Origin of the sequence: Pseudomonas sp. (assembly GCF_030147005.1) — a bacterium.
In the GTDB taxonomy this organism is placed as follows: domain Bacteria; phylum Pseudomonadota; class Gammaproteobacteria; order Pseudomonadales; family Pseudomonadaceae; genus Aquipseudomonas.
In genome coordinates, this window is sequence record NZ_JASLAW010000227.1 from 1 (window position 1) to 12,275 (window position 12,275).

The window sequence follows — 12,275 nt, forward strand, 5'->3', positions numbered from 1 at the left end:
GGACTGCTACGCAGTCCAGCGGGAGCAAGCTCCCTCGCCACAGAGACCGGTTCTGTCTTAACTGACTGGCATTAGGGCTGGCCCGCGAATGCGGTGGGTCAGTCAATTAATCTGTCGACTGACACGCCGTATTCGCGAGCAAGCCCGCTCCCACAGGGGTATTGCAGTGTGCTTGAGAGCAGATTACTTGGCCGTGAACGCCGAGTAGCTGTTCATCAGGTTGCGGTAGTTGGGGATGCGCGGCGACAGCAGGTTGGCCAGGCCTTCCATGTCGTTGCGCCAGTCAACCTGCAGCTCGCAGGCAACGGAGAACCAGTTCACCAGTTGGGCACCGGCAGCGGTCATACGCGCCCAGGCAGCTTGTTGTACGGTTTCGTTGAAGGTGCCGGAGGCGTCGGTGACCACGAACACTTCGAAGCCTTCGGCCAGGGCGCACAGGGTCGGGAAAGCGACGCACACATCGGTCACTACACCGGCAATGATGATCTGCTTGCGGCCGGTGGCCTTGACGGCCTTGACGAAATCTTCGTTGTCCCAGGCGTTGATCTGACCAGGGCGGGCGATGTACGGCGCGTCCGGGAACAGTGCCTTGAGTTCTGGCACCAGCGGGCCGTTGGGGCCGGATTCAAAGCTGGTGGTCAAGATGGTCGGCAGGTTGAAGAACTTCGCCACGTCGGCCAGGGCCAGCACGTTGTTCTTGAATTCGTTGGGGGAGAAATCCTGCACCAGCGAGATCAGGCCGGTCTGGTGATCAACCAACAGTACGACAGCATCATCTTTGTTCAAGCGCGAGTAAGTCATGCGGGTAACTCCTTTGGGTAGTGAAAATCAGAAGGCAAAGCACGAACAGCCAAACGCACCCCAGAAGCCCTGGAAGTCGCTGACCGGCACGCTGGAAAGGCGGGCTTTTTCATGGCTGTGGGCATGCACGCCGCAGGGGCCGCTGCACTGGTGCACCTGGGCCTGCATCGGCGAGCTTGGGCGCCAGTGCCCCGGTACCTTGACCACCGGTGACCAGTCCGGCAGCACCGGCACCCGTGGTGGCGCGAAATCTTCAAAGTCGCCGGCGCCATAGACCACCTTGCCGCCGACCACGGTCAGCACCGACTCGATCCACTTGATGGCTTCTTCATCAACGCTGAAAAAATCCGCCGACAACGCCGCAACGTCCGCCAACTGGCCCACCTTGATCTGGCCTTTCTTGCCCTGCTCGGACGAGAACCAGGCGCTGCCGTGGGTAAACAGCTCCAATGCGGTGAGGCGCGGCAAGCCCTCGGCGTGCAGTTCCAGGCCACCGACGGTGCGGCCGCTGACCATCCAGTACAGCGAGGTCCACGGGTTGTAGCTCGACACCCGCGTGGCGTCGGTGCCCGCGCCGACCGGCACGCCTTCGGCGAGCATGCGCTTGATCGGCGGCGTGGCCTCGGCGGCCTTGGCGCCGTAGCGCTCAACGAAGTATTCGCCCTGGAACGCCATGCGGTCCTGGATTGCGATGCCGCCGCCAAGGGCACGCACGCGCTCGATGTTTTTCGGGGTGATGGTCTCGGCGTGGTCGAAGAACCACGGCAGGCCATTGAACGGAATGTCGCGGTTGACCTTTTCGAACACGTCGAGCATGCGCGAGATCGACTCGTCGTACGTGGCGTGCAGGCGGAACGGCCAACGCTGCTCCACCAGGTGGCGTACCACCGGTTCCAGCTCCTGTTCCATGGTCAGCGGCAGGTCCGGGCGCGGTTCGAGGAAGTCTTCGAAGTCGGCGGCCGAAAACACCAGCATCTCGCCGGCGCCGTTGTGGCGCAGGTAGTCATCGCCCTGATGCAGGGTGACGCTGCCGGTCCAGTTCTTGAAGTCGCTGAGTTCTTCCTTGGGCTTCTGGGTGAACAGGTTGTAGGCGATGCGCACCGTCAACTGTTGGTCGCGGGCCAGTTGCTCGATCACCGCGTAGTCGTCGGGATAGTTCTGGAAACCGCCGCCGGCATCGATGGCGCTGGTGAGGCCCAGGCGATTGAGTTCACGCATGAACTGGCGGGTGGAGTTGACCTGATATTCCAGCGGCAGTTTCGGACCTTTGGCCAGCGTCGAGTACAGAATCATCGCATTAGGCCGCGCCACCAGCATGCCGGTGGGGTTGCCGTTGCTGTCGCGCACGATTTCGCCGCCCGGCGGGTTCGGCGTGTCCTTGGTGTAACCGGCCACGCGCAATGCCGCACGGTTGAGCAAGGCGCGGTCATACAGGTGCAGCACAAATACCGGGGTGTCCGGCGCGGCCTGGTTGAGTTCTTCCAGGGTAGGCATGCGCTTTTCGGCAAACTGGAATTCGTTCCAGCCGCCCACCACGCGCACCCATTGCGGTGTGGGGGTGCGGTCGGCCTGGTCCTTGAGCATGCGCAAGGCATCGGCCAGGGACGGCACGCCTTCCCAGCGCAACTCGAGGTTGTAGTTCAGCCCGCCGCGGATCAGGTGCAGGTGCGAGTCGTTGAGGCCGGGAATCACGGTGCGGCCCTTGAGGTCGATGACCTGGGTGGCGCTACCGCGCAGGGCCATGGCTTCGCCGTCGGTCCCCACGGCGACGAAGCGCCCGTCACGTATGGCGACGGCACTGGCGTGAGGGTTTTCCCGGTCCACGGTGTGGAACTGGCCATTGAACAGAATCAGATCGGCGTTCATAGGGTTTCCTTTACAGAGGCTTCAAGCCAGGGAGCGAACAGACGGGTGGCCGCCGGCATCAGCAGGTAAACCACCAGCAGTACGATGGTGAGGGTGACCAGGAAGGTGGACACCACGTAGTTGGACAGAAACGGGTGCAACCGCAGGATCGGCCCCCAGATAAACGGCAGGAGCAAGGTTTGCGGCAGGATCACAAACAGGCTGACCACTGCTTGCTTCCAGCGCGGCGGCTTGGCGGCGCCGTCGGGCTGGGGCGAGAACCAGAATTCATTGGCGGCGCCGATTTCCGTCTGGTCGCCGTCCGCCAGCATCGGTGCGGCTTCGTCGATCAGGGCTTGACGTTGCGGGGAGTCGAGCCACAACTCCAGGGCGTCGGTGGAGCGGTAGCGCAGGACGCACGTGAACAGGGCCATGCCGCTCTGTCGGCTGCGCACCACGTCGACGCCAAGGTGACCGGGGCGTTCGCCGGCGATACGCACGATGCGACGCAGCCAGGCTTCGTACTCGGTTTCGCGGCCGGGTTTGACCCGGTGTTTGACGACCAGCGTGACGACTTCGTCGGCGCTGGTTTTGGGTGTTGGGTCCATGATTGGGTGTTCCCCCGCAGGATTGAGCGATGGAGGGAGTTTGCCGGGCTGGGGGGTGTGGGGAATTGGATGTATGTGCTGTTTGGGCTTTTGTGGGGGGGAACCCATAGCGGCCGCTACCTGAACAATGGAGATGTACTCGAACCAACCCACCATGCGGGTCGGCTGTCAGGTCGCCTCCGCATGCAAAACAGCTCCACATTCGGATCGCGGGGCGTCAGGCGCAGAGCTATAAGCTGCCAGGCCGCCACGGGAGCAAGCTGCCTCGCCACAGGCTCAGCGCCGCACCCGACGTTGTGTCGATACCTAGGCTGCCATGTGCTCGGCAATCTTCCCCCGCAGCCAGCGCTCGGCCGGGTCATTGTCATGCACCCCGCTCCACACCATCGACAGTTCTGCCGCATCAATCGCAAACGGCGGGTCCTCGGCCCGCAGGCGAGTGCCCTCGGTCAAGGCGCACGCCGCGTAATCCGGCACCGTCGCGATGATCTGCGTACCCGCCAGCAATGCGCGCAACCCGCTGAACTGCGGCACCGCCAGCACCACCCGCCGCGAGCGGCCGATACGTGCCAGGTCAAGGTCGATATTGCCGCTCAGGTCGCCCGAGAACGACACCATCGCATGGGGCCTGGCGCAATAATCGTCCAGGGTCAGGGGCGCCTCGCCGTCATCCCCGCGCAGCACCTTGCAGGGAATATCGCGCAGCTTCTTGCGCTTGGCGTTGGCCGGCAGTTCGGTGGTGTAGCTCACCCCCACCGAAATTTCACCACTGGCCAGCAGCGACGACATCAACAGGTAATTGGCCCGGCGCACCACCACGATGATGCCTGGCGCCTCTTCGCGCAGGCGGCTGAGCAACGGCGGAAACAGCCCGAACTCGGCATCGTCGGACAGGCCAATGCGAAACACCGCGCAGCTGGTGGAGGGGTCGAAATCCTTGGCGCGGCTGACGGCGCCTGAAATGGTGTCCATGGCCGGTTGCAGCTCCTTGAGTATCGCCACCGCCCGTGGCGTGGGTTCCATGCCGCGACCGTTGCGCAGCAGCAACGGGTCGTCGAACAAATCGCGCAGGCGCCCCAGTGCCGCACTCACCGCCGGCTGGCCCATAAAGAGCTTCTCGGCGACCCGGGTCAGGTTTTTTTCGAACATCAGGGCTTCGAAAATCACCAGCAGGTTCATGTCGACGCGGCGCAGGTCGTTGCGGTTCATGGCGGTTTCCAGACGGTTTGCAATGGGGTCAGGGAAGCATGCCCGGAACACTCGGGATTGCATACCTGTGCTGTCTTTTCCACGCTCGCACTTGGCAAAATTAACAACGATTAACTCGTCAGCCAGGCGGTCCGGCAACAAGATGAGCGGCGTCTACACTGCATCCATTCACCGGGAACGCTCCCATCGACTACGGATATTTGTCATGGCCCGACTCGAGCAATATGCCCCTCGTCTAGCCGCCACCGGAGGCCTGTGCAGCCGGCGCGAGCGTATCGCCAAGCAACTGATTCTCGCCAACCTCGGCGAAAGCCTGAGCATCGCCGAGCTGGCCCAGGCGTGCGCCTTGTCGCGCAGCCATTTTTCCCGCGCGTTCAAATGCTCCACCGGGGTCTCGCCCCAGGAATGGATTCGCCGGCAACGTATCCTGCGCGCCAAGGAACTGATCACCAGCTCGTCCCTGAGCCTCACCCAGATCAGCCTGGAATGTGGCTTCTGCGACCAGGCGCACTTCTGTCATATATTCACCCGCAGCGAGGGCGTTAACCCGATGACCTGGCGAAACCACCACTCGCGGCCCAAGCCTGAAGTGATTGCCGCCTAGTGGTCTTGAAGCACCTGGAATATGCTGGCCACCCTTCACTCCAGAACCTTCACAGCATGAATGATTTGAGCGACCAGGCCGTGCATTTCGGCCCCTACCGCATCCATCCGCGCCAGCGCCTGGTGCTGGAGGCCGGTCGCCCGCTGCGCCTGGGTCGGCGGGCGGTGGACATTCTGCTGATCCTGCTCGAGCACGCCGGCAATGTGGTGAGCAAGCAGGAACTGATCGCGCGGGTCTGGCCCAAAAGCGTGGTGGAAGACGGCAACTTGCGGGTACACATGGCCGCGCTGCGCAAGGCCCTGGGCGACGGCCAGGCCGGGCAGCGCTATATCGTCACGGTCGCCCAGCGCGGCTACAGTTTTGTCGCGCCACTGAGCATCGAACCGATGACGCTACCTACCGACGGCGCGCCCCAACGCCCGAGCCATAACCTGCCGCTGCGACGCACGCGAATGATCGGCCGCCAGGCGCTGATCGACGCCCTGGTGCAGCAACTGCCGCAGCAACGTTTCATCACCCTGACCGGCGCCGGAGGCATCGGCAAGACCACCGTCGCCCTGCGCGTCGCCGAGTTGCTGATCGGGCATTACCGCGACGGTATACACCTGCTGGACCTTGCGCCGCTCAGTGCCGCCTCGATGATCCTGCCCAACCTCGCCGCCCTGCTTGGCGTCACACCGGGCGAAAATGCGCCGCTGGCCAGTTTCGCCAGCAGCCTGCAATCCAGGCAGATGCTGCTGGTGATCGACAACTGCGAGCACCTGCTCGACGACATCGCCCTGATCAGCGAAACCCTGTTGCGCTACGCGCCGCACCTGCACATTCTCACCACCAGCCGCGAAGCCCTGCGCGCCGAAGGCGAATCCGTGCAACGCCTGGAACCCCTGACCTGCCCGCCCGCCAGCGGCAACCGCGCCCAGGCCCTGGGTTACCCGGCCATGCAATTGCTGATCGAGCGGGCCATGTCCCACCAGGACAGCTTTGCCCTCAGCGACGCCGAACTGCCGCTGGCGATTGATATCTGCCAGCGCCTGGACGGCATTCCCCTGGCGATCGAGCTGGTGGCCGCGCAGATCGAGCGTTTTGGCTTGTCGGGGCTGCTGGTGCAGATGGAAGACAACTTCCGCCTGCTGACCCGAGGACGGCGCAGCGCCCTGCCCCGCCACCAAACCCTGCGGGCCACCCTTGATTGGAGCTTTGACCTGCTCACCGAATGCGAAAAAATCTGCTTGCGCCGGCTTGCGGTCTTTCGCGGGGGCTTCAGCCTGGTCAGCGCGGCGGCGGTGATCGCCGGGCAACACATCGCCCCGGCCGAAGTGCTCGGTTCCATTACCCAACTGGTGGCCAAGTCGTTGCTGAATGTGGACGCCAGTGACGACGAGATGGTCTATCGCCTGCTCGACATCACCCGCACCTACGCCCTGGAAAAGCTCAGCCTCGCGGGTGAGCTGCAAGCCACGCGCGAGCGCCACGCGGCACGCTGCCTGGCACTGATGGAACAGGCCCAGGAGGATTGGGAGCTGATCGCCACACAGCCCTGGATCGAGCGCTACGCACCGCTGCGCGAAGACGTGCGGGCCGCGCTCGACTGGGGGTTTGCCGACGACGCGGGGCACTTGCTGGCGATCCGCCTGACGGTCAGCGCGATGCCCCTGTGGCAAGAACTGTCGTTGCTGCGTGAGCACGCCGGTTATGTGGACAAGGCGCTGGCGCTGATCAATAAGGTCGAAGCGCCTTGTACGCAATTGACCCTGCAGCTGCAACTGGCCCTGGGCAGCCTCTCCTACCACGCCCTCGGTGCCGCGCCCCAGACCATCGCGGCGTTTGTCGGTGCTGCGCGCCTGGCCGAAGAGCGCCAGGACCTTGCCGGCCAGTTGCGCGCGGTCTCCGGGCATATGGCGGTGAACCTGTGCGCCGGGCGCTATGGCCAAGCGCTGCAACAAAGCCTGCAATTTGATCGCCTCGACCCGCGCACCGAGCCGCTGCTGGACCTGAGCGCCCAACGATTGCGCGCCCTGGCCCAGCATTACACCGGCAACCAGGCCCTGGCCCGCCACTATGCCGAGCAAGTGCTGCAACGCATGAGCCACGGCGGCCACGTGAACCGCTTCGCCCACGGTGTCGGCGTGCAATACGACCAGAGCGTCGCGTCCTTGACCGTGCTGGCGCGGGTCCTGTGGTTGCAGGGCTTTCCCGAACGCGCCTGGCGCACCGCCCGCCAGGCACTGGAACTGGCGCTGCAGATCAACCACGGCACATCGATCTGCTACACCCTGGCCCTGGCCGGTGTGGTGATTGCCCGCTACAACGGCGACCAAGACGAGGCGCACGCCATGCAACGCCTGCTGCTGGAGCAGTCGCACAAGCATTCGGTGCAACTGTTCCAGACCTGGGCCGGGCACTACGCCGGCACCCTGGGCAACCCGGATTTGCAGGGCCTGGGACTGATCGAGGACACCCTGGTGACCTTCGGCATGAATCAAGTCGATGAGGCGGGTATGGAGCGCGCGCGCAGCGGCGCGGCGGGCTGGTGCGCCCCGGAGATCATGCGGGTGTACGCCGCGCAGGCAATGCTCAAAGGGGATACCCATCGCGCTGAAACGCTGCTGCTCGAAGCCCTTGGCCTGGCGCGCCAGCAAGGTGCCCTGGCCTGGGAACTGCGGTGTGCCGGCAGCCTTGCGCAACAGTGGCAACAGCAAGGCCGCAAGCAGGCCGCCCTCGACCTGCTGGACCCACTCTACGCCCGATTTACCGAAGGCTTCGCTACCCAGGACCTACTGCGCGTAAGCCGCCTGCTCGACCAGTTGCAGGACAAACGGCCGGCCTGAAGGCGCGCCCAGGCAATGGCCGTAGCCTTGCTGCAGGCGCTCGACCTGATGCGGGTCGCGCAGTTGCGCCAGGGCGTAGCTGCGCACGCAATTGAGCAGGCGATAGCGCGTCGGGCCCAGGCCGGGCTCGACGCTCAGCAGCGAGGTGTTGACCAGACGCGCCAACAGGTGAGACAGGTCGGCGTGTTCAAGCTCGGTACCGGTCACCATGTCGCTCAGGGTGGGCAGGGTCACCGCCATCTTGAACAAGCCAAGCTGCAGAAACAGCCAGCACTCCGGCAGGCTCAGGCGCTGGTAGCTCCAGTCCAGCGCCGCCGTCAGTGAACGATGGCGCTCGACCGCCGTGCGGCGACCGCGCATCAGCCCGTGCAAGCCTGTGCACAATTGCCTCTGCACACCGCCGATGCCCAGCGCGTCGACTTGGGCGGCCGCCAATTCAAGGGCCAACGGGATACCGTCCAAGCGCCGGCAAATATCTCGCAGCGGCTTCAATTCCTGGGGCCGCAATACAAACCCCTGCTGACTGGCGCGCGCGCGCGCGACGAACAGTTGCACCGCAGGGCAGGCCATGGCCTGTTCGACACTGCCCAACGTCGACGGTGACGGCACGCTCAGCCGCGGCACGCGCACCACCCATTCGCCAGGCGCCAACAAGGCCTCGCGGCTGCTGATCAGCACGCTGACCTCGGGCGCCCTCTGGTGCAGCGCGCGCACCAGCTTGCGACAGGCACCCAGCAGCAGGTCCGCCCCATCGAGTACCAGCAGCAACTGACGCGAGGCCAAGCGCCGGCACAGCTCTTCGAGGCCGGCGGCGGGGGCCAGTTGCAATAGCGTGGCCAGATGGCCGAGCAGGTCGCTGGCAGCGCGCAGGCAGGTCACGTCGACCCACCACACCCCGTCGCGATAGCGTGGCAACACGCGCTCGGCAAGGGCCAGGGCCACGGTGCTTTTGCCGACGCCGGCCACGCCCGTCAGGGTCAGCAGCCGTTGCCTGGCGATGCGCCGCACCAGCACGCTCACCAGTTCATCGCGACCGACCACCGGGCTGAGCCGCGCGGCCAGATTGTGCTGTGGCAGCAGCGTCGGCAGCGTGCCCTGCACGGGCGCGGCAAAGCAGTACCCGCGCTGCGGGTGATTGAGGATCAACCGTTGCACATCGAGGGCGCGACGCAACGCGGCAATGTGCACGCGCAGGTTGTTGTCTTCGACGACGCTGTTGGGCCAGACCCGCTCGATCAAGGTCGACTTGCTGATGAATTGCCCCGGTGTTTCCAGCAGCACCGCGAGAATATCCAAGGCGCGACCGCCCAACGGCACCGGCCAGCCTGCCTTGCTGACCAGGCGCTGTTGCCGATGAAAGGTGTAGGGGCCGAAGCTCACCGCCGCAGAATGATTCATGTCCGTAACAGCGCTGAAACACCCGTGCTTGAGTGCCTGCGCAACCTTTTCCGTGGGCTCGACGGTATCTTGCCAGCTAGCGATGACAGGACAATGCTGGCACGGGGAGCGATACGGACAATTGGGTGCCTCAGACGGACATTTTGTCGTTAACTGAACTGTTGTCGGTATTGGGTAGGGTTCAGGCCGAGCTTTTCACTGAACAGAAAGCGCATATGCCGCACGCTGCCGAAGCCGGCGTGGAAAGCCACGGTCTTGAGCGGTAAGTCGGTGGTTTCCAGCAGCTGCCGGGCACGGTCGATGCGCGCCCCTTGCAAGAACGCCATGGGTGTCATCTGCACTTCCTTGGCGAACAGTCGCGCAAAGTGGCGCGCGCTCATGCCGGCCATTTCGGCCATGGACTCAATGGTGAAGGTTTGTTCGAGATGAGCCAGCACGTGGTGCTGCACGCGGGTTATCGGTGTTTCCTGGGGCGCCACGGCGGCGGTCATCGGGCTGAACTGGGCCTGGCCACCCTGGCGTTTCATTACCACCAGCAACACCTTGGCCACGTCCACCGCCACTTGCTTGCCGTGGTCCTGGGCGACTACCCAGAGGGCCAGGTCGATACCGGCCGTGACGCCACCCGAGGTGATCAGGCGCCGGTCCTGCAAGTAGATGCGATCGGTTTCGACGATGGCGTTGGGGAACGCCTTGATCAAACGCTCGGTGTAGTGCCAATGGGTGGTCACGCGGTGGCCGTCAAGCAAGCCGGCATGCCCGAGCACAAAGGCGCCGGTGCAGATCGAACCGAAACGCTTCGCCCGCGGCGCCATCGCCTTCAGCCAGGGCAGCAGCGCCGGATGGCATTCGTTATAGGCACCCGGGCCGCCCGGCACCAATAGCAGGTCGTAGGCCGTCTGGGCCTGCTCCAACAGCAGATCGGTCTGGACCATCACGCCGCTGGACGCACGCAGCGGGCCGGGCTCAGTGCCGACGGTCAGGATTCGGTAGTGGTCGGCCGCCGGCAAGTAGCGGTTGGCAATCGAAAACACCTCAAGCGGCCCGGCCATGTCGAGCAGCAGGAAGTCCGGAAATAGCGCCATGGCCACGGTTTTCATAGGCGGGAAACGTCCATCGAAAAGGAATGCGAGCGGCATTATGGCACGCCTTTTACTGTCAACCCATGAGGGACAGTTATTCAGATTCCATCTTCTTAATGAATTCCACGTTAACCATTAATCTTCTTCTCAACGCAAGCGCCCTGCCTATCGCAGCCCGCGCTCACTTGAGGAATGGACCATGCTGACTCTTCGCAAAGCTTCCGAACGCGGCGCCGCCAATCACGGTTGGTTGAAGTCGTTTCATACGTTCTCCTTCGCCAACTACTGGAACCCCAAGGAGCAGGGTTTTTCCGACCTGCTGGTCATCAACGATGACCGCGTCGCCGCCGGCAAAGGCTTCGGCCAGCACCCGCACCGCGACATGGAGATTTTCTCCTATGTGCTCGAAGGCGCCCTGGAACACAAGGACACCCTGGGCACCGGCTCGGTAATCCGTCCCGGCGATGTGCAATTGATGAGCGCCGGCAGCGGCGTGGCCCACAGCGAGTTCAACCACAGCCAGCGCCTTGGTGTGCACTTCCTGCAAATCTGGATCGTGCCCAACGAAGCCGGGGCCAAGCCGCGCTATCAGCAGGAGCACTTCAGCGAGGCGCAAAAACGCGGGCGCTTGCAGTTGATCATCTCGCCGGATGGCGCCGACGGCTCGTTGAATGTCCGCCAGGATGCGCGGGTGTACGCCGGGCTGTTCAACGGCGAAGAAAGCGCCCGCCTGGAGCTGGAACCGGATCGCTACGCCTACATCCACGTGGCACGCGGCAGCGTTGAGCTCAATGGCCAACGCTTGCAGGAAGGCGACGGTGTGCGAGTACGGGACGAGCGCCAGATTCGCCTGAGCCATGGCGAGGACGCCGAGGTGCTGGTGTTTGACCTGCGCCCCAATGAGCTGCCGCAGATGCCATGACGCTCGCAGCGATGGTCCGCAGAGGACCATCGTTGGCATCGATAGTCACCATCAGCCCAATGAAGTTCTCTTAAAAAATGCGACGCGTAACATCAAACCCATGCCAAACGGCACCCAACTAAAACACTCGGAGCACACCACCATGAAACGCCAACTCTTGCTTAGCCTCGCTTTCTCGGTACTCGCTGCAAACGCTTTCGCTCACCCGGTAGTCGCCGAAGGTGGTGCGGATCGTCTGATTGAAACCCGCGTTGCCGAAGGTGGTGCGGATCGCCTGCAGGAACGTGGCCTGGCTGAAGGCGGTGCGGATCGCTTGCAGGAGCGTGGCCTTGCTGAAGGCGGTTCGGATCGCTTGCAGGAGCGTGGCCCGGCTGAAGGCGGTGCGGATCGCTTGCAGGAACGTGGCCTGGCTGAAGGCGGTGCGGATCGCCTGCAGGAACGCGGCCTGGCTGAAGGCGGTGCGGATCGTCTGCAGGAACGTGGCCTGGCTGAAGGCGGTGCTGAACGTCTGCTGAGCAACCACGTATAACCCCTGCTGTTGAAGGGGCACCCCAAACCGGCCTGATCAGCCGGTTTTTTTTCGTCTCCGATTTGTGCTTTCAAGCAGGTTTGCAAACGCTAACGTGCGGGTGTAAGGCGCCTCACTTTGTGGCAAGGGGCGGGTGTCAGGCGCCTCACCTTGTGGCGAGGGAGCTTGCTCCCGTTGGACTGCGCAGCAGTCCTGAACCTGCCCACTCACACAGCCCGTGTCGACCGGGAGGCCGTCGCGGGAGCAAGCTCCATCGCCACAGGTATGCGGGTAAACCTTACGCTTGGCGCTTGACCTTCAAATGCCGCGCATACCAGAGCCGTTGCGGTACGCGCTTGAACAGGCCCTTGAGCCGTTCTTCATCGGCGCTGAAAGTGATGCGTATAACCCCTGCTGTTGAAGGGGCACCCCAAACCGGCCTGATCAGCCGGTTTTTTTTCGTCTCCGAT

At 63.8% G+C, this 12,275-nt stretch carries 10 protein-coding genes; 4 read left to right on the plus strand and 6 right to left on the minus strand.

The window, feature by feature from the left end; genetic code table 11:
- Positions 1-183 precede the first annotated feature (183 nt).
- From ycaC to Q1V60_RS21590, 4 genes are all read right to left on the minus strand, one after another.
- Positions 184-801 carry an isochorismate family cysteine hydrolase YcaC gene (ycaC, locus tag Q1V60_RS21575; protein ID WP_169378382.1) on the minus strand — a complete coding sequence of 206 codons (618 nt, stop codon included), beginning with the start codon at positions 799-801 and terminating at the stop codon, positions 184-186.
- 27 nt (positions 802-828) lie between these two features.
- Complete coding sequence (locus tag Q1V60_RS21580) at positions 829-2,667, minus strand: amidohydrolase (RefSeq protein WP_300634538.1); 1,839 nt, start codon at positions 2,665-2,667, stop codon at positions 829-831.
- Positions 2,664-3,254, minus strand: coding sequence for an antibiotic biosynthesis monooxygenase (locus Q1V60_RS21585; protein WP_300634541.1), 591 nt, complete (start codon positions 3,252-3,254; stop codon positions 2,664-2,666). The genes Q1V60_RS21580 and Q1V60_RS21585 overlap by 4 nt, the downstream gene beginning before the upstream one ends.
- Positions 3,255-3,560: 306 nt before the next feature.
- Entirely contained in the window at positions 3,561-4,463 is a 903-nt protein-coding gene (locus Q1V60_RS21590; RefSeq protein WP_300634544.1) for a LysR family transcriptional regulator, read from the minus strand.
- 205 nt (positions 4,464-4,668) lie between these two features.
- Here Q1V60_RS21590 and Q1V60_RS21595 point away from each other — a divergent pair, with 205 nt between their 5' ends.
- Both Q1V60_RS21595 and Q1V60_RS21600 read left to right on the plus strand, forming a co-directional pair.
- Positions 4,669-5,067 carry an AraC family transcriptional regulator gene (locus Q1V60_RS21595; protein ID WP_300634547.1) on the plus strand — a complete coding sequence of 133 codons (399 nt, stop codon included), beginning with the start codon at positions 4,669-4,671 and terminating at the stop codon, positions 5,065-5,067.
- A 56-nt stretch (positions 5,068-5,123) separates the two neighbouring features.
- On the plus strand, positions 5,124-7,895 hold the full coding sequence (locus tag Q1V60_RS21600; protein ID WP_300634550.1) for a winged helix-turn-helix domain-containing protein: 2,772 nt from the start codon (positions 5,124-5,126) through the stop codon (positions 7,893-7,895).
- On the opposite strand, the gene Q1V60_RS21605 is transcribed toward Q1V60_RS21600, so the two are convergent.
- Together Q1V60_RS21605 and Q1V60_RS21610 are read right to left on the minus strand one after the other, a co-directional pair.
- Positions 7,842-9,293, minus strand: a complete 1,452-nt coding sequence (locus Q1V60_RS21605; protein ID WP_300634552.1) for a winged helix-turn-helix domain-containing protein — start codon at positions 9,291-9,293, stop codon at positions 7,842-7,844. The two genes, Q1V60_RS21600 and Q1V60_RS21605, sit on opposite strands and share 54 nt — an antisense overlap.
- 149 nt (positions 9,294-9,442) lie before the next feature.
- Positions 9,443-10,393: a GlxA family transcriptional regulator gene (locus Q1V60_RS21610; protein WP_300634562.1), complete on the minus strand. Its 951-nt coding sequence runs from the start codon at positions 10,391-10,393 to the stop codon at positions 9,443-9,445.
- Between the two features lie 181 nt (positions 10,394-10,574).
- On the opposite strand from Q1V60_RS21610, the gene Q1V60_RS21615 reads away from it, so the two are divergent.
- Together Q1V60_RS21615 and Q1V60_RS21620 are read left to right on the plus strand one after the other, a co-directional pair.
- Positions 10,575-11,297: a pirin family protein gene (locus tag Q1V60_RS21615; RefSeq protein WP_300634555.1), complete on the plus strand. Its 723-nt coding sequence runs from the start codon at positions 10,575-10,577 to the stop codon at positions 11,295-11,297.
- Positions 11,298-11,439: 142 nt separating this feature from the next.
- Complete coding sequence (locus Q1V60_RS21620; RefSeq protein ID WP_300634558.1) at positions 11,440-11,826, plus strand: hypothetical protein; 387 nt, start codon at positions 11,440-11,442, stop codon at positions 11,824-11,826.
- Positions 11,827-12,275: the final 449 nt, after the last annotated feature.

What these genes read in the sequence shown, in the direction of transcription:
- Q1V60_RS21590 (WP_300634544.1), bottom strand. Translation starts at nt 4,463, where the DNA reads ATGAACCGCAACGACCTGCGCCGCGTCGACATGAACCTGCTGGTGATT.
- Q1V60_RS21595 (WP_300634547.1), top strand. Translation starts at nt 4,669, where the DNA reads ATGGCCCGACTCGAGCAATATGCCCCTCGTCTAGCCGCCACCGGAGGC.
- Q1V60_RS21580 (WP_300634538.1), bottom strand. Translation starts at nt 2,667, where the DNA reads ATGAACGCCGATCTGATTCTGTTCAATGGCCAGTTCCACACCGTGGAC.
- Q1V60_RS21605 (WP_300634552.1), bottom strand. Translation starts at nt 9,293, where the DNA reads ATGAATCATTCTGCGGCGGTGAGCTTCGGCCCCTACACCTTTCATCGG.
- Q1V60_RS21610 (WP_300634562.1), bottom strand. Translation starts at nt 10,393, where the DNA reads ATGAAAACCGTGGCCATGGCGCTATTTCCGGACTTCCTGCTGCTCGAC.
- Q1V60_RS21585 (WP_300634541.1), bottom strand. Translation starts at nt 3,254, where the DNA reads ATGGACCCAACACCCAAAACCAGCGCCGACGAAGTCGTCACGCTGGTC.
- Q1V60_RS21600 (WP_300634550.1), top strand. Translation starts at nt 5,124, where the DNA reads ATGAATGATTTGAGCGACCAGGCCGTGCATTTCGGCCCCTACCGCATC.
- Q1V60_RS21615 (WP_300634555.1), top strand. Translation starts at nt 10,575, where the DNA reads ATGCTGACTCTTCGCAAAGCTTCCGAACGCGGCGCCGCCAATCACGGT.
- ycaC (WP_169378382.1), bottom strand. Translation starts at nt 801, where the DNA reads ATGACTTACTCGCGCTTGAACAAAGATGATGCTGTCGTACTGTTGGTT.
- Q1V60_RS21620 (WP_300634558.1), top strand. Translation starts at nt 11,440, where the DNA reads ATGAAACGCCAACTCTTGCTTAGCCTCGCTTTCTCGGTACTCGCTGCA.